Genomic DNA, 15906 nt, shown 5'->3' with positions numbered 1-15906 from the left:
CTTTGAAATCGGAGCTCTTATCTTTTGAATTCGACTTTTTTTTCCAAATCGATTTCAAAGATTCGGTTCCGGACTTAAAGCGGAGGCAAAAAACATTCCCGTAAGAAAACGATTCAGGTGTGTTTCGCCGGTCTTAAGCAAAAGTTGAGACTTTGCTTTTCCGACTTGAATCTTGATCTGAGTGTTCTCTTTCTCACCGGAGATGACTTTCGTAAGAAATCCGGTAATCAAAATCTGTTCTCCCGATAAAAAGACGAACTGCGGATTTTTAAACTTATACCGTTTGAGCATTTCTCTTTTGTCCGCGAGCCAGACTTCTTCCAAAAACAAATAGTCCCGATTTTTCCATTCCTTCGGTCGTACGGATTGAAGTTTTTGTTTGGAATGAAAATACACGTAAGACGAAACCGCGGGGCTCGCGTAAATCTTTTCGTCCGTCTGGATCACGACCCTACTCTTAAGATTGACGAGGTCTTTCGTAAATGCACTCAACTTGATCGCGTTGATTCCGGATGTCGGTTTAACGGAAAAATAAGCGGAGACGAGTAAAATCACCATCAACACCGCGCTCGCGGCGACACTACTCAGTTCTTTTTCCGATTTTAAAAGAAAACTTCCGATATAAAGGATCAAAAACAACGGCCCGAAGTTCGCCAAATAACTCCATAAAAGTTTGTAAAACGTTTCGAATGAATTCGCACCGTAAAATTCGGCGGTAATCAAAACGGTAAGAAGAGTTAAAAAAACTCCCATGTAAACGAGTAACACCAACTGAGGAATGTTCCTTCTCTTAAAAAAAACGGACTGATGTTTCTTTCTTTCCCGAATTCCGACCGTTCCGGCCTTGATTACGAAAATCGTCATTCCAATTAAAAAAACCGTAAAGTGAGAAAAGAAACTCCCCAGGATACATACGGCTAACAAGAATATGTCGCTCAATGTCTCCATTCTAAACGCGAGAAAAAGTATGAGCAGAAAGAATAAGCTGAACAACTCCGCATAAAAATACAAAGGCATATAGAAAGTCAACGGAGTGATCGCGGATAAATAACAAAGAAGATAATGATTGGGTTTCCATTTTTCTCTCTGAAGTATTAAAGCGATCCAGTGAATCGCGGACGAAAAAATAAATGCGGAAAGAGAAAACAGAGCCGTGGTATAGTTGAGTCCGGTGATCGATTTCCAAAGATTCAGAATCAAAAACGGAAGCGGCGGTTGATCGGAGTAAAACTTTCCTTCCTCCGTTAAAGAACGGAGATTGGCGAGCATTTCTATCGCCTCCGGATTTAAAGGTTCTCCGAACCAGTTGTAAAGTAAGGTAAGGACGACTGCAAGACCGATCGCAGATAGGAAAACGAAAATTGGGTTGGCTTTATTGTTTCTTTCTAAGTCCATTGGGGTTCGTTGGGTTTTGCGGAAATCAAAGCAAGTATAAAAATTTGGGTGAAATTCTACCAACACATTTTGAAGTAACACGAGAACCTCGAATCGGGACGGAATTCATGGAAAATAAAAATCATATCCTATACGACAAAACCGGAAAAGCATCCAAAGAACCGGCTTGGATTTTCAGAACGTACGCGGGCCATACAAACGCGAGAGAATCCAACGAACTTTTTAGAAAAAACCTTTCCAAAGGCCAAACCGGTCTTTCCATCGCCTTCGATCTCGCGACTCAGTGCGGTTATAGTTCCGATCATGCGATTGCAAGACCGGAAATCGGTAAGGTCGGCGTTCCGATCAACACCTTGGAAGATTTTAGAATCCTATTCAACCAGATCCCGATCGAAGAGATGAACACATCGATGACGATCAACGGAACTTCGATGTATCTTTTGTCCCTCTACGTCGCACTCGCCCAAGAACGTGGTGTGGACGTTTCTCTTCTCCAAGGAACCACTCAAAACGACATCATCAAAGAATACCTCGCGAGAGGGACTTATATCTTTCCTCCCGCCCAATCCATCCGAGTGATCGTGGACATGTATGAATATTGTCTGAAGAACATTCCGAAATGGAATCCTTCCAACATCTGTTCGTATCACTTACAAGAGGCCGGTGCGACTCCGGTTCAAGAACTTGCGTTCGCACTCGCTACCGCGATGGCGATCCTAGACGCGATCCAAGAAAGAAATTGTTTCACTCCGGACGAGTTCGAACAGTGTGTGGGGAGAATTTCATTTTTCGTTAACGCGGGAATTCGTTTTGTGGAAGAGATGTGCAAGATGCGCGCCTTCACCGATATGTGGGACGAAATCACAAGAGATCGTTATCAGGTAAAACAGGAAAAATACCGTCGTTTCCGTTACGGGGTTCAAGTAAACTCTCTGGGTTTAACCGAAGAACAACCCGAAAACAACGCGTGGAGAATTTTGATCGAAGCGTTAGGCGTCACCATGAGCCGGGACGCGCGCTGTAGAGCCCTCCAACTTCCCGCTTGGAACGAGGCGCTTTCTCTTCCAAGACCTTGGGATCAACAGTGGTCTCTAAGACTTCAACAGGTTCTCGCGTATGAAACGGATCTTCTCGAATATCCGGATCTATTCGAAGGTTCTAAAGTAGTGGAAAGCAAAGTCAAGGAACTCAAAGAAGAAGCCTACAAAGAAATCCAAAAGATTTTGGATATGGGCGGTGCGATCAAAGCGATCGAAAACGGTTATATGAAATCCCAGCTTGTGAAGTCGCAAGCGGAACGTCTTGCTAAGATCAACAACAACGAACTCATCATCGTCGGTAAGAACAAATGGACCGAAGGAACCCCTTCTCCACTCATGACCGACCAAGACGGTGGTGTTTTCAAAGTGGATCCTAAGTCTGCGGAAGAAACTCTCGAAGTTCTCGCTCAAACAAAAGCGAAAAGGGACGCGAACCGAGTGAAAGCGGCTCTTGCAACTCTCGAAGCGGATGCAAAAGCAAACAAGAATCTGATGCACGCTTCCATCGAATGCGCCAAGGCGGGCGTTTCTACGGGAGAATGGGCGGACGTTCTTAGATCCGTCTTTGGAGAATACAGGCCCGCGACCGGTGTCGAAGGACAAAAACTCAATCTCGAAACGGACAAAGTGGTTCGAGTCAGAGGAAAGGTCGAAGCGTTTTTAAAAACAAACGGTTCCAGACCGAAGATCGTAGTCGGCAAACCGGGGTTAGACGGTCATTCCAACGGCGCCGAAATGATCGCCGTGTCCGCTAAACACGCGGGTTTCGACGTGATCTATTCCGGAATTCGTTTAACGCCGGAAGAAATCGTTCAGACTGCGGTGGAAGAAAACGCGGACGTGATCGGTGTTTCCATTCTTTCCGGTTCTCATCAAGAATTGGCCGAGCAGATTTTCCAAGAATTAAAACATTATAAAGCGGATATCCCCGTCGTATTCGGCGGAATCATTCCTCCGAGCGACTTTGACGCTCTTTTAAATCTCGGTGTGAAGGCGATTTTTACTCCGAAAGACTACGATCTGATGGACGTGATGGAAAAGATCATCGATATCATTTCCAAGACGGTCAAAGCCGCATAACGTTACACGGGTTCGCTTCGGATAAGGTAGTGAAACATTCCAAAGAAGATCTCGCGGATCTCATTGCTGGAGCGCGGGAGGGAGAAAAATTCCCTCTCGCAAAACTCATCTCCGGTTTGGAAAGACCGGATTCTTTCGAGTTTAGAAAAAATCTTTTCGAGGCTCTTGCGGCGCACGGGTTTACCGGACGGAATTCTCTCACAGTAGGTTTTACGGGAACTCCAGGCGCTGGGAAATCGTCCCTTCTCGGTGAACTCGCGACTCAGTTTCTAAAATCGGATAACGGGGAAACGATGGCGATTGTCGCGATCGATCCTTCGAGTCATATCTCCGGCGGTTCTTTGTTAGGTGATCGAACGCGTCTTTCCCTTCCGGCGCGTGAGAAACGAATTTATTTCCGTTCTCAACCCAGCCAATTGGAGTTAGGCGGTGTCAATCCGTACACGTATCACGTCATCCGTCTTTTGCGTTGTTTTTTTCGTTACGTGTTTATCGAAACGGTCGGGATCGGTCAGAATGAAATCGAAGTTTCCAAACTGGTCGACCTTTCCTTTCTCGTTTTACAGCCGTTAGGCGGGGATCAGGTTCAGTTTATGAAAAGTGGGATCATGGAAGTTCCGGATTCTTTCATTCTGAACAAATGCGACGAGGTAGCTCTGGCGAACTCCAGTTATCACATGTTGATCACGACCTTGGAATTTCTAAAAGATATTATGCCGGGGAAAAACCTGCCGCCGGTTTTTAAAACTTCCAGCAAAACAAAGGTTGGAATTTCCGAGCTTTTGGATTTTATCCGTAAGGCAAAACCCACGGGTGATCGTTCTAAAGAAACGGTTCTACAACTCAAGAAGTGGATCAAAAACGAGTTTGGTAATTTCGGTCTGAAGATCATCGAATCTCTCCCCTTTTCTAATTCCGAAAATTTTGAAACTCTGGAAGGAATGGCCCTTCGGGAAATTCGAAAGAATCTGAATTTTTAGTCGGTTTTTGAATCGACATCGACGTGGAAGTTAGTTCACCTTACGGGACTTAGGCGGACCTTCACGGATCGATCGAAGTCCCGCTTCTTAGGAACCTCGGCGGTAGCGTTCGACCATCGGGTTCGGTTTGAATTTCAATTCCCTGGATATTAGATTTTGCTGTAAATCGAGCGTCCAGATCATCCTGTAAGTCCGGTGAAAACTAGGAACTCCTCTATTTAAAGTTTCCACGATAGAATCTCCGACGCCAACGTCTTCCAACCAAAGCATATAATTAAAAAGATAACATCGCGATACCCCGTGCGCCGCCGCAAGCGCGCCTAACATCGCCCAAGTCCCGGTATTTACACGAATGCTTAACTTTTTCATTTTCCCCACTCCCCGGTTGTATTTGATTTTACCCGCCCTGAAATGAAGACGTTTCATCGCCGCAATGTATTTCCCGTATCTTCGTAACAGAGACGGAAGCCGCTTTGGAAGGATTTTCTTCTCTTCCCGACTCAAACGATCCCAATAAGTAAACGGGACCAAAAGAGAATCCAAACCCAACGAACCCTCAATCAAAGCGGATTCAATTTTCTTACCGGAAGCAAACCATAACATTTCCATACACAGTACGGTTCTCGAAACGAACACAACGGAGCGAATTTCCGAAATTTTTTTAGACCAAACTCCGAAAATCAACGACACTTCTCCTTGACATAGGAAATTTATTTCCTATTCTACTTTCCCTATGAATCTTACGAAAACCATTCTCATTTTCTTAATCACGATCCCCCTCTTCGCGGAAACGGGAGAACATCCCAATCACGCGATCGGAGAAACTCTCCTCAAGATATCCAAACGAGCGAACCTTCCGGACGCGACAATTGCAGGCTCGGGATTTCGCGCGGTCGTAATCGTGGGAGACGTAGACGGAGACAACGGACGGGGAACGTTAGGTTATATTAAGAATATGCAGGATATCGCAAAGGTTCTTCGAGCAAGAGGCATTCAAGTAATCGAATATTATAGTCCCAAGAACTCATGGGAGCAGATCCAAGGATCGATCCAAGGAACCGACCTGGTTCTTTACGCCGGACACGGAATCGGAAGCAACCTGACCCAAACCCCCTATCATCAAAAGTATGTGGGAGGTTTTGCGTTGAAGGGAAAATTCGTTTCCAATGAAGACGTCGAAAACACACTCAAACCTGCGCCCGGTGCGATCGTAATATTCTTAGGCGCTTGTTTTACCGCGGGGAACATGGCTTACGACATGGGAATTATAGACGCCGAAGAAACGAAACACAGGGTATCCATGTATTCCGCACCTTTTTTAAAAGCGGGTTTTCAAGGATATTATGCGACATGGGCTCCTTGGACGGCTCAGAGTATAATCGCAGAACTTTTTACGGATAAAACGTTCGGTTCCGTCTACGACACTCAGACAAATCTTTCCGAAGTGACAAAAATAGATCACCCTACCGATTCGAACGGAAAATTATTCTATCATAAAGGAAAAATGGAATCCAAAGTAGTCTTCGACTACGCGTTTGCGGGAAATCCGAACGCTCGCATAACCGATAAACCTTCGTATAACAACACGCAGACGACCTTAACCCCGGAGGAACAAACCGCAAAGAACACAGCTCTTATCAAAGCGGTATATAAAAAAGATTTAAAGACCGCGGCCAAATTGTTAAACGAAGGAGCGGACCCGAACGCGGAAAACAAAGGTTGGAGAATACTCCATCTCTCCGTATATTTCGATCTTCCCGAACTGACAAAACTTCTTTTGAATAAGAAAGCCGATCCGAACTATCAAGTGGACGGATATACGGCGCTTTCCTTAGCGACCGCTTACGAACGCACCGAGATAATCCCCCTTCTCGAAGCGGCGGGAGGAACCAAGTCCCGATCGACTTCCGTTAAACCGAAACCTTAAATGTCGATCCAAACGTCGGATCGATTTTGGAAACAGTGCATAACGTTGAAAAAATCCGTCAAATTTCGGAAGATACGATCATTTCAAAAGTTTAAACGCGTGCGTCCAGGATTGGGATAAAAGCCCCGGAATACACCAGAGAATACAAAGAGGTTCGATGGCTCTCGCGGCTTCCATTTTTCCCATATCTTCCGTATCCCATCCGAACAAATCCAAAATTTCCTTCACTTGTTTTTTGGAGGAGTCGTCGTTTCCACAGATAAACATACTCGGTTTACCGTCCTTCAACCGAGGGTTTACCATCAGAGCGTTTCCGACGGAGCTAAAACACTTTACGAAATTCGCATTCGGTATTTGTTTCTGAAGTTGCTCCATTAGAGATTCATTGTATGATGTGAAAAATTTCAACACGCCGTTTTGCGGAGGTTCATCCGAAATCGGATTGGTGGTATCGATGATCGTCTTTCCGCTTAACGAATCGAATCCGGCCAACTTCAACACGTCCGAGGCGATGTTCCCTTTCACAGACAGAATCAAAATCTCTCCGAAGGCGGCGGCTTCCGCAAAGGTCCCGATTGAGGCCCCCGCTCCGGCCTTGGATAACCAATCCTTGAGTTTTCCGGAATCTCTCGTGCCGACCTTCACTGTAGCCCCGTATTTTAAAAATCCGTCCGCGAGAGCCTGACCGACGACACCGGAGCCTAAAATTCCAATTTTTTTTCCTTTCATAGTTTCTCCTATAACCAGTAGTTAGAATTCAGAGGCGGGGAAAGCCTTCCCCGCGCTTCATCCCGAGCTTGCTGTTTCTCTAATTTAGCAATGTTTAATGGTGTATTCAAGCTCTGGATTCCGCTACCCCTTCGCCGGGGGATTTTACTGTTAAAAAGCCCGGACTCGGTTTCATTGAAACACAATGAAATTGGAATATTCAGAAAAGCTCCTAATACCTAACTCCTAGCCCCTAGCGACTTGAAACCTGCATATTCAGAAAAACTCCTAATGCCTAACTCCTAGCGACTAACGACTAACGACTTGAAACCCGCTACCCCTTCGCCGAGGGATTTTACTGTTAAAAAGCCCGGACTCGGTTTCGTTGAAACACAATGAAATTGGAATATTCAGAAAAACTCTCCTAATCCCTAACCCCTAATCCCTAATCCCTAACTTGCATATTCAAAAAAGCTCCTAATACCTAACTCCTAGCCCCTAGCGACTTGAAACCTGCATATTCAGAAAAGCTCCTAATCCCTAACGCCAGTACGATTACCCTTTTTTCCTTTGTTCTTCGCTGATTAAGTTGAGCGCGCTACCCGCTTTGAACCAAGCGATCTGTTGCGTGTTAAACGTGTGATTTACCTGAATCTCATGAGAAGAACCGTCTTTGTGGTGTAATACGAGAGCCAGAGGAGCTCCTTCCCGGAACGAAGTCAAACCGAGAATGTCAATGGAATCCTCTTCCTGAATCTTATCGTAATCCGCCTTATCCGCGAACGTAAGAGCGAGCATTCCCTGTTTTTTCAGGTTGGTCTCGTGAATTCTCGCAAAGGATTTAACGAGAACCGCTCTGGCTCCGAGATGTCTCGGTTCCATGGCCGCGTGTTCCCTGGAAGAACCTTCCCCGTAGTTTTCGTCTCCTACGACAACCGAACCGATTCCCTTTGTTTTATACGCTCTCGCAGTTTGAGGAACGGGTTCGTAAGCGCCGGACAACTGATTTTTTACTTCGTTGGTTTTATCGTTAAACGCGTTAACCGCTCCGATCAAAAGGTTATTGGAAATATTATCCAAGTGACCTCTGTATTTCAACCAAGGACCCGCCATCGAAATATGATCGGTGGTACATTTTCCTTTTGCTTTGATCAGAAGTTTCAAACCTTTTAAGTCGTTTCCTTCCCAAGGAGCAAACGGAGAAAGCAACTGAAGACGATCCGACTTTGGATCGACCGCAACGTTTACCTGGGAACCGTCCGCGGCGGGCGCGATAAAACCTGCGTCCTTTACGTCAAAACCGTTCGGAGGAAAGTCAAGACCCGTAGGCGGATCGAGTTTAACGTCTTTTCCGTCCTTGCTTTTCAAAGAATCCGTAAGAGGATTGAAATCCAAGGTTCCGGCGATCGCAAACGCGGTCACGATTTCGGGTGACGCGACAAACGCGTGGGTTCCCGCGAGACCGTCGTTTCGTTTCGCAAAATTTCTGTTAAACGAAGTGATGATGGAATTTTTTCTTTCGGGGTCGTTCGTATGACGGCTCCATTGACCGATACAAGGACCACACGCGTTTGCAAGAACCACTCCTCCGATATCGGAGAAAGTTTTGATCAAACCGTCTCTTTCGATCGTATAACGGATCATCTCCGAACCCGGAGTCACCGTGTATTCCGCTTTGACTTCCAGATTTTTCTCGGCCGCTTGTTTCGCAACGGAAGCCGCACGGGTAATGTCTTCGTAAGAAGAGTTTGTGCAGGAACCGATCAGACCCACTTCCAAGTTAGTCGGCCAACCGTTTGTTCGAACCGCTTCCTTAAATTTGGAAAGAGGAGTCGCAAGGTCGGGAGTGAAAGGTCCGTTGATATAAGGTTCGAGTTCCGACAAGTTGATCTCTATGACTTGATCGAAGTATTTGGCGGGATCCGCGTAAACTTCTTTGTCACCGTTTAAGTGTTCCGCGATTTTATCCGCGAGTTCCGCGACGTCTTTGCGGTTCGTCTTTAAAAGATATTCTTTCATGTTTTGATCGTAACCGAACACGGAAGTAGTCGCTCCGATCTCCGCGCCCATGTTACAAATCGTTCCCTTACCCGTGCAGGAAAGACTGTCGGCGCCTTCTCCGAAGTATTCCACGATCGCACCGGTTCCGCCTTTTACGGTAAGGATTCCCGCAACCTTTAAGATGATGTCCTTTGCGGAAGCCCAACCGGAAAGTTTACCGGTAAGTTTCACACCGATGAGTTTCGGAAATTTTAATTCCCAGGCCATACCCGCCATCACGTCCACCGCGTCTGCGCCTCCTACGCCGATCGCGATCATCCCGAGACCGCCCGCGTTTACGGTATGAGAATCGGTTCCTATCATCATCCCACCCGGAAACGCGTAGTTTTCCAAAACCACTTGGTGAATGATCCCCGCGCCCGGTTTCCAGAAACCGATCCCGTATTTGTTGGAAACGGAAGAAAGAAAATCATACACTTCCTTGTTCACAGTATTAGCGGTTTTTAAATCTTCAGCCGCTCCGTCTTTTGCTTGGATCAAGTGATCGCAGTGAACGGTGGACGGAACCGCTACCGTATTTCTTCCCGCAGACATAAACTGCAAGAGAGCCATCTGGGCCGTAGCGTCCTGCATCGCAACTCTATCGGGAGCGAAGTCAACGTAAGACTTTCCTTTTTCGTAGGCGGCTTTTGGTTCGCCTTCCCAAAGATGGGAATAAAGAATTTTTTCGGTAAGAGTCAGAGGTCTTCCAACAACGTTTCTCGCTTTTGTAACTAGATCCCCGATCTTAGCGTATCGGGCGCGAATCATTTCTATATCGAATGCCATTGTTTTCTCCGTAATGGTTGCCCGTCCCAAGAGAATGCCCTGAAGTTCATCGAGTCGGACAAGAACCTTAGACAGGTTCAAGCGGTGCGCTTTGGAGTCGGCAGCCTTGGTGGTAGGGACAAGTTATAAAATCATGCTGTTGCAAGCATTTAGTTTGTATAGGATTTTTCAAAGGAAGGTTGAAAAATAAGATTTTGAGAATGTTCGAGTTCCCGCACTGCAACGGCTTATCGGAAGAAAAAAGAAACCCAAGGACATTCTCCGGAAATTTTCAAACGATCAGTTACGAATTCTAAGTTCGACGCGTCGGTTCATTTCTTTTCCCTCTTCCTTGGAGTTGTCTCCGATCGGAACACTCGCACCTTTGGGAATGATTTCGAAACGATCCTTGGAAATTCCGTTACCCGCGATATAATCGCGAACCATTTCCGCGCGAAGAAGGGAAACCTTACGATTGACTTCTTCGGTTCCTTCCAGAGAAGTGTGGCCGATGATTTTGACTCGAATGGAAGCGTCTTCTTTCATCCAACGGGCCAGTCGGTCGAGACCCGATCTCGATTTTTTATGAACCTGAATGCTGTTCTTTTCAAAGCGGATCACTTTGGATTCGATTTCTCTAAACCGGAGATGGGAAGACGGAGCGTCTTCGTCTTTTCCAAACCAGGAGAAAGAAGATTCGGATTCTACATTTTTTTCCGTTTTGGAAACCATTGCTTTCGCGGCTTCCGGCTCTTCTTTCTTTTTCATTTTGAAAATGGGAACTTTTGCAACTTCCGATTCGTTTTTCTTTTTTTCTTTCGACGGAACCCTTGCCTTTACGGTTTCTTTTACCGTTTCAGCGGAAACTTCTTTTTTTTTCAAAGAAGAAGCCGGATCTTCCGTTGTTTTTACGGCGACCGATTTCATTTTCATTTTTGCCGTTTCTTTTGCGTTTAGGATTGTCGGTTGCGTTTTGATCGTTGCCGCTTTTTCGGAGTTTTCGACGGAGAATAAGCTCCAGAAAAAATAGATCAGTCCGGTGAGAATCAGAAGACCGGATAAAAAAATCAGGGTCGGAACGGTTTTGTCTTTTTTCAGATGCGGTTTTGCCGAGGGAGTCGGAATGTAATTCGTATAATCCTTTAAAGGAGATTCGTAAACGCTCTCGTTTTTGTATTCCTCCCGAAAGTTCGCGTCCGGAGCTTGTGCGTCGTCGATCAGGATCGATTCGGAAGCCCCCTTCTTTTTCGATTCCTGACCTTTTTTAGCGGCCCATTTGCGGATTTCCGTACGGAACCATTGGTCCGACTTTTCGGTGAATTTATAATTCTCGCGGATGTATTCGATCGTATCTTTTTCGATGTCCGTATAACTGCCGTTATCCTGAACCGCTTTTAAAAGATGTTTCGCGTCATTCACGGAAATCCTACCGTCTCGTTTGCCGGAAATACATTCCTGTGCAAGTTCAATCAACTCACGATCGTACTTTCTACCTTGAATCGTAACGTAGTAGTTTTCTTTTTTCGCCATAATCTTTTCCGCCGCATCAAAATTTAGGGAAGAATTCATTCCCTGCAACCAAAAGTTGATTCTCATTTTATAAATTCGGTATCAATGATTCGGAAATTGACTCTAAACGCCGATCCATAGGGAGGCCCCACAAGTTAGTCAGGATTCTGTATCATAAGGATCAAAAACCGATATTTTTCAGGTTTTCCGACAGATTTATCTTCAGATCCAAATACTTGTGGGGTTGGTTATGTCTGCTGAGTTGTCTCGATCCGAAAGTTCAGAATTTTCCGTAGTACGGACTGATTTCTCGGAGCGAACCTCCGCCCAGAATACAAAGAAGAAGTCGATCCAATCCGATCGAAATCCCGCAAGAGTTCGGAATTCCCTCTTGAAGCGCACGTTCCAGACCGGAATCGATGGCGAATACTTCTTTACCCAGATTTTTTCTGAGATTCTGTTCGGATCGAAACCGGGAAACTTGTTCGATCGGATCGGTTAATTCTTCGAATGCGTTTCCCAATTCCAGGTTTCCGTAATAGAGTTCGAAACGTTTCGCAAAACCGGATTCGATCTTGGAAAGCGCCGCCAACTCGGGCGGGTAATCGTATAAAAACGTAAACCCTTCGGGTAGATGCGCCTCCACAAGATTTAAGAATACAATAAAAAACGAATCTTCGGTTGCTCTTTTTTCCGCGGGGATTTCGCTCAGTTTGTGTTCGGAAATCACTCGATCGAGTTCCGACTTGGAAACTCCACAGCGGGCGTATTTACGGAAGGCTTCTTCCACGGACATTCTGCGAACCTTGTTTGGGTCAAAACCGAAAGAATAAAATTCCAAATCCAGAACTTCCAAAAGTTCCGTACAAAAATCCATCAGACCTTCCAAAGAAATTCCGACCGTATAAAATTCGAGCATCAAAAACTCGGCGCTATGAAACGGACTTCCTTCCTCGCCGGAACGAAACGTATGCGTAATTTCGTAGATTCTTTCCAAACCCTTGGAAAGAATTTCCTTAAGAGAATATTCGGGAGACGTAATCAAATATCCCTTTTCTTTTCCGGAAGGAGAGCGGACTACAAAAGGATCCAGGTAGGGTTCCATGGAAGGAACCGCTTTCAAACAAGGAGTGTCCATTTCCAAATAATTTTTTTTTTCGAAAAATTTTCGAAGGACGGATAAGAACTTGGCTCTTCGGATTAAAATATCCTGACTCAACTCATTCATTTGACCTTTTGTTTTCCTCTAGGAGAATAGGAACTCCTTTTCTCTAAAACGTCGTCTAAAACGTCGTCGGAATTCCAATGTGACTTTTTACTTGCAAAAGTACGATTTTATGATAAAGAAAAGTCAGCCGAATTTTCGGAAAGATCGAAATATGAATCCGATACGGAAATACGAACGTTTTGAAATTCGCAGAAACCGTCAGACCACGGAAGTGACTCCTCTCATCTCTTCCTTTGACGAGGTTGAATTTGACGAATTCAAATCAGTACTCGCACTCGTATTCTATCAATCCAATCTTCATGTCAAAATCAATCTGGGCGGAGTCAAGGTTTTACCGCTTTCCGTGGTGATGAAACTCCTTTCCTTTGCGTTCGATCTGAGACAGAAAAACCGAACCCTCGTCGTATCCGGAGCCGGCGCCTCGTTTAAAAAATTGATTCAATTCTATAGAATGGACAGAGTTGTTCTGATCCTTTGATCGACTCTTCCGATTTCAGAAAATTTACAGAAGAGAAAAATCATACTTTGTTAAAGTCTAATCACCCTTTTACGAAAATCTCCCTGATTTCTGAATTCTAACCACTAATGCCACGCCTGAAAGACCAACTTGATCCCTAAGTTTCCCAAAAGTAAAAGAAGGCGGGAAGGAATTTCCGTTTCCTGTAAAGAGGAATCCGAAAACTCCACGGAAACATACAAACAAAGAGAATGTTCCGCCGAAAACTCTTTCACCTTATGACGGGAAGGAAGAACCTTCTCCAAGATCTGAAGGATATGATCTTCCAAAGGAGCCCGCGCATCCAACGTGGAATGAAGTTGCCAGTGACCGAAGCCGAGAGGTTTTCCTTCCTTATCGGTGGCGGATATCGGAGTACTGAAATCGGGTTTGAGATCCAATTCGCGCGTAACGGACTCCGAGTCGAGACCGTCTTCGTTTACCGAAAGGATCACCCAAGTGAGCGGATGGGTCTGACGATTACTCATAGTTTTTTACACACTCTCGAACTTTAATGATATTTGATATTAATTTAACACAAACCACGGTTTTACCACCTGTATCCAAACAAAGGTGAATGTTCAAAATCGAAAATCGTTTGAATATCCGGTAAAAATATGGCGAACAAAAAAAATTCCTTTATTAACATTTCATCGGTTTTATCTGTTGCAGATAAGGTAATTTTATCCTCTAATTCTCTTGCGGAGCTCTCTAATGAAAACAATTTTAGTCATCGAAGACGATCCGGATATCGGAAATTTAATACGCAAATCCCTGGATTCGGCGCACTACTCCACCACTTTACAAACGAGCGGAGAAGAAGGTCTCAAATTCTACAAAGCAAATCATCCTGACATGGTTATCTTAGATCTTTCTCTTCCCGACATAGATGGAATCGAAGTTTGTAGAACCGTTAGACGAAACGACGAGAATACTCCCATTTTCATCGTAACGGCAAGAAACGAGGAAATCGACAGAATCATGGGACTCGAATTGGGCGCGGACGATTACATTACAAAACCCTTTTCCGTCCGCGAACTGAAAACGAGAGTGGACGTTTTTTTCCGCAGATGGGATAAAAAGGCGGGAATCAAACCGAACGTCGGCGCCAGCGGTGAAATCATTCGAGGCGCGTTGAAAATCGATCCGGTTCGCAGAAGAGTCACACTCAAAGACAATATCGTAAACATCTCCAGAAAAGAATTCGATATCCTGCAACTGATGGCCGCTTCTCCCGGAAAAGTTTTTTCCAGAGAAATGATCCTGGAAGCGGTTTGGGGAATGGAATGGGACGGGTTTGAAAGGATGATCGATTCTCACGTGAAAAGGATTCGTTCCAAACTGGAAAAAAATTCGGCTCAACCCGAATGGATCGAAACGATCTGGGGAATCGGTTATAGATTCACCGACAATTACGATAACATCGTAATTCCGGAATAAAGTTCGATTCACGCAAAAGAACAACGGTATCGACGCGGTTTGTGTCGATCCTAAGGTAAAGCCCGGGAATTCAAAATTCACCGGGCTTTTTTTATACGTTGTCGAACGTTGAATCGATTCGTATAAACGATCGGCGTTGCCGCTCCGCGGCCCGGGCTCTCCGCTTCAGTCAAGTTATTGTGTATTTCCGATATACGTTATCCGTCACATCCTTCAATAACTTGACTCCGCATCGATCCCTAACGCGGGCTCGTCTTGGAACTAAAAAAAATTAGAGAACGACGGAACGGTTTCGAAATTCAAATTTCTCGAATATTAGAAAATATGAAAATTAAGGGAGTTTTTGAGACGGGCTTTTTGTTTCGAGTTTGTCGCAAAACGTCTCGAGTTTTTTCGGCATCACATTCATTTCCGCAATTTTCGTATGTTTTGGGACGAGTTCCTAATATTTTGCATTAAAACCGTATTTTGTAATAAAAATAAACGGTACTCGATCTTATAGGAATCGGTAAAACAATCTCGGGGTTTTCGGTCATTCCGATAAAATCGTACGGTTGGCGGACAAACTCTTAATATTTAAAAACCTTTTCGGCTTCTTCCGCAAAACGAAGATCCAAGTCGGTGATCGTATTTTTGGAATGGGTGAAAATTTCCACGGCAACTTTTCGATAACTTAAGAAAAGATCCGGATGATGGTTCAACCTTTCGGCGACGTTCGCAAGCGCGTTCACAAATTCCACACCGGCCAAGTAGGTTTGAAACGAAAACGTTTTGAATAAAAACGGAACGTTCTCTCGGAACTTAATTTCCCAACCGGAAGGAATCCTTTCTCTCAGGTTTTTCAGTTCCGACTCGTTCATACGAATTTACAAAACCTTTTTGAGGGTTTGTTTGATCTTTTCCGCGTCGTCTACGGCTCCGTTGGAAAGCGAACCGGCTCTCGCCATCAGATTGACCGCGCCGTCCATTCTCGCTTTGAGTTCCTCGATCTTTTGGAGTTGTTCGTTCAGGAACACGATCTTGGAATCCAACTCCATCTCTCTTCTTTCCAACAAAAGTTTAAAGTTGTCGAGCTCCTGAATTTTCTTTCTGGTTTTTTTAGCCTCGGAGTCCACGTCTTTTCTGTAATATTTTTCGAGTTCCTTCTCCGCTTGAAGATGACGTTCTCTTTCCGCTTTGAATTCTTTTTTCATCAACTTCAAAGCCTGTCGATACGCCCTATTGAAGATTCTTTGTTTTTGACGTCTTCTCAGACGAACCAGCTTACCGATCCAATTCATATGTTTGTCCTGATC

The 15906-nt window shown here is 44.9% G+C and carries 14 protein-coding genes; 5 read left to right on the top strand and 9 right to left on the bottom strand.

Annotated elements, in window-relative coordinates; translation table 11 throughout:
- Nucleotides 1-54: 54 nt before the first annotated feature.
- Nucleotides 55-1395 carry a hypothetical protein gene (locus LEP1GSC060_RS06300; RefSeq protein WP_002998757.1) on the bottom strand — a complete coding sequence of 447 codons (1341 nt, stop codon included), beginning with the start codon at nucleotides 1393-1395 and terminating at the stop codon, nucleotides 55-57.
- A 107-nt stretch (nucleotides 1396-1502) separates the two neighbouring features.
- Here LEP1GSC060_RS06300 and LEP1GSC060_RS06295 point away from each other — a divergent pair, with 107 nt between their 5' ends.
- Together LEP1GSC060_RS06295 and LEP1GSC060_RS06290 are read left to right on the top strand one after the other, a co-directional pair.
- A complete protein-coding gene (locus LEP1GSC060_RS06295; RefSeq protein WP_002999048.1) occupies nucleotides 1503-3515 on the top strand; it encodes a protein meaA in 2013 nt (670 codons plus the stop codon).
- Nucleotides 3516-3544: 29 nt separating this feature from the next.
- The gene (locus LEP1GSC060_RS06290) at nucleotides 3545-4495 is read left to right on the top strand and encodes a P-loop NTPase family protein (protein ID WP_002999150.1); all 951 of its coding nucleotides are present in this window, start codon (nucleotides 3545-3547) and stop codon (nucleotides 4493-4495) included.
- Between the two features lie 87 nt (nucleotides 4496-4582).
- On the opposite strand, the gene LEP1GSC060_RS06285 is transcribed toward LEP1GSC060_RS06290, so the two are convergent.
- On the bottom strand, nucleotides 4583-5104 hold the full coding sequence (locus LEP1GSC060_RS06285; protein WP_036095586.1) for a DUF1564 domain-containing protein: 522 nt from the start codon (nucleotides 5102-5104) through the stop codon (nucleotides 4583-4585).
- Between the two features lie 124 nt (nucleotides 5105-5228).
- Here LEP1GSC060_RS06285 and LEP1GSC060_RS06280 point away from each other — a divergent pair, with 124 nt between their 5' ends.
- Complete coding sequence (locus LEP1GSC060_RS06280) at nucleotides 5229-6422, top strand: ankyrin repeat domain-containing protein (RefSeq protein WP_002999120.1); 1194 nt, start codon at nucleotides 5229-5231, stop codon at nucleotides 6420-6422.
- Between the two features lie 78 nt (nucleotides 6423-6500).
- Here LEP1GSC060_RS06280 and LEP1GSC060_RS06275 read toward each other — a convergent pair whose 3' ends face one another.
- The 4 genes from LEP1GSC060_RS06275 to epmA form a co-directional block, all read right to left on the bottom strand.
- Nucleotides 6501-7151, bottom strand: a complete 651-nt coding sequence (locus tag LEP1GSC060_RS06275) for an NADPH-dependent F420 reductase (RefSeq protein ID WP_002998792.1) — start codon at nucleotides 7149-7151, stop codon at nucleotides 6501-6503.
- Between the two features lie 534 nt (nucleotides 7152-7685).
- Nucleotides 7686-9959: an aconitate hydratase gene (locus LEP1GSC060_RS06270; protein WP_002999288.1), complete on the bottom strand. Its 2274-nt coding sequence runs from the start codon at nucleotides 9957-9959 to the stop codon at nucleotides 7686-7688.
- A gap of 279 nt (nucleotides 9960-10238) precedes the next feature.
- On the bottom strand, nucleotides 10239-11516 hold the full coding sequence (locus LEP1GSC060_RS06265; protein ID WP_036095583.1) for an OmpA family protein: 1278 nt from the start codon (nucleotides 11514-11516) through the stop codon (nucleotides 10239-10241).
- Between the two features lie 211 nt (nucleotides 11517-11727).
- Nucleotides 11728-12675 (bottom strand): EF-P lysine aminoacylase EpmA, encoded by a 948-nt coding sequence (epmA, locus tag LEP1GSC060_RS06260; protein WP_002998976.1) that lies wholly within the window; start codon nucleotides 12673-12675, stop codon nucleotides 11728-11730.
- A gap of 151 nt (nucleotides 12676-12826) precedes the next feature.
- Here epmA and LEP1GSC060_RS06255 point away from each other — a divergent pair, with 151 nt between their 5' ends.
- Nucleotides 12827-13153, top strand: a complete 327-nt coding sequence (locus tag LEP1GSC060_RS06255) for a hypothetical protein (RefSeq protein WP_002999144.1) — start codon at nucleotides 12827-12829, stop codon at nucleotides 13151-13153.
- Between the two features lie 104 nt (nucleotides 13154-13257).
- On the opposite strand, the gene LEP1GSC060_RS06250 is transcribed toward LEP1GSC060_RS06255, so the two are convergent.
- Complete coding sequence (locus tag LEP1GSC060_RS06250) at nucleotides 13258-13659, bottom strand: DUF4279 domain-containing protein (RefSeq protein WP_002999213.1); 402 nt, start codon at nucleotides 13657-13659, stop codon at nucleotides 13258-13260.
- Nucleotides 13660-13885: 226 nt separating this feature from the next.
- On the opposite strand from LEP1GSC060_RS06250, the gene LEP1GSC060_RS06245 reads away from it, so the two are divergent.
- Entirely contained in the window at nucleotides 13886-14611 is a 726-nt protein-coding gene (locus LEP1GSC060_RS06245; RefSeq protein WP_002998787.1) for a response regulator transcription factor, read from the top strand.
- Between the two features lie 569 nt (nucleotides 14612-15180).
- On the opposite strand, the gene LEP1GSC060_RS06240 is transcribed toward LEP1GSC060_RS06245, so the two are convergent.
- Both LEP1GSC060_RS06240 and LEP1GSC060_RS06235 read right to left on the bottom strand, forming a co-directional pair.
- A complete protein-coding gene (locus LEP1GSC060_RS06240) occupies nucleotides 15181-15471 on the bottom strand; it encodes a 4a-hydroxytetrahydrobiopterin dehydratase (protein WP_002998882.1) in 291 nt (96 codons plus the stop codon).
- Between the two features lie 6 nt (nucleotides 15472-15477).
- A complete protein-coding gene (locus LEP1GSC060_RS06235; protein WP_002999319.1) occupies nucleotides 15478-15891 on the bottom strand; it encodes a hypothetical protein in 414 nt (137 codons plus the stop codon).
- Nucleotides 15892-15906: the final 15 nt, after the last annotated feature.

This window comes from Leptospira weilii serovar Ranarum str. ICFT (assembly GCF_000332415.1).
GTDB classification, from domain to species: domain Bacteria; phylum Spirochaetota; class Leptospiria; order Leptospirales; family Leptospiraceae; genus Leptospira; species Leptospira weilii_A.
Note: the sequence above shows the minus strand (reverse complement) of the source record. Positions and strands in the feature narration are given on the sequence as shown.

Coding starts and splice junctions, on each gene's coding strand:
- epmA (WP_002998976.1), bottom strand. CDS start 12,675: ATGAATGAGTTGAGTCAGGATATTTTAATCCGAAGAGCCAAGTTCTTA.
- LEP1GSC060_RS06280 (WP_002999120.1), top strand. CDS start 5,229: ATGAATCTTACGAAAACCATTCTCATTTTCTTAATCACGATCCCCCTC.
- LEP1GSC060_RS06285 (WP_036095586.1), bottom strand. CDS start 5,104: ATGGAAATGTTATGGTTTGCTTCCGGTAAGAAAATTGAATCCGCTTTG.
- LEP1GSC060_RS06300 (WP_002998757.1), bottom strand. CDS start 1,395: ATGGACTTAGAAAGAAACAATAAAGCCAACCCAATTTTCGTTTTCCTA.
- LEP1GSC060_RS06255 (WP_002999144.1), top strand. CDS start 12,827: ATGAATCCGATACGGAAATACGAACGTTTTGAAATTCGCAGAAACCGT.
- LEP1GSC060_RS06270 (WP_002999288.1), bottom strand. CDS start 9,959: ATGGCATTCGATATAGAAATGATTCGCGCCCGATACGCTAAGATCGGG.
- LEP1GSC060_RS06295 (WP_002999048.1), top strand. CDS start 1,503: ATGGAAAATAAAAATCATATCCTATACGACAAAACCGGAAAAGCATCC.
- LEP1GSC060_RS06275 (WP_002998792.1), bottom strand. CDS start 7,151: ATGAAAGGAAAAAAAATTGGAATTTTAGGCTCCGGTGTCGTCGGTCAG.
- LEP1GSC060_RS06245 (WP_002998787.1), top strand. CDS start 13,886: ATGAAAACAATTTTAGTCATCGAAGACGATCCGGATATCGGAAATTTA.
- LEP1GSC060_RS06250 (WP_002999213.1), bottom strand. CDS start 13,659: ATGAGTAATCGTCAGACCCATCCGCTCACTTGGGTGATCCTTTCGGTA.
- LEP1GSC060_RS06235 (WP_002999319.1), bottom strand. CDS start 15,891: ATGAATTGGATCGGTAAGCTGGTTCGTCTGAGAAGACGTCAAAAACAA.
- LEP1GSC060_RS06240 (WP_002998882.1), bottom strand. CDS start 15,471: ATGAACGAGTCGGAACTGAAAAACCTGAGAGAAAGGATTCCTTCCGGT.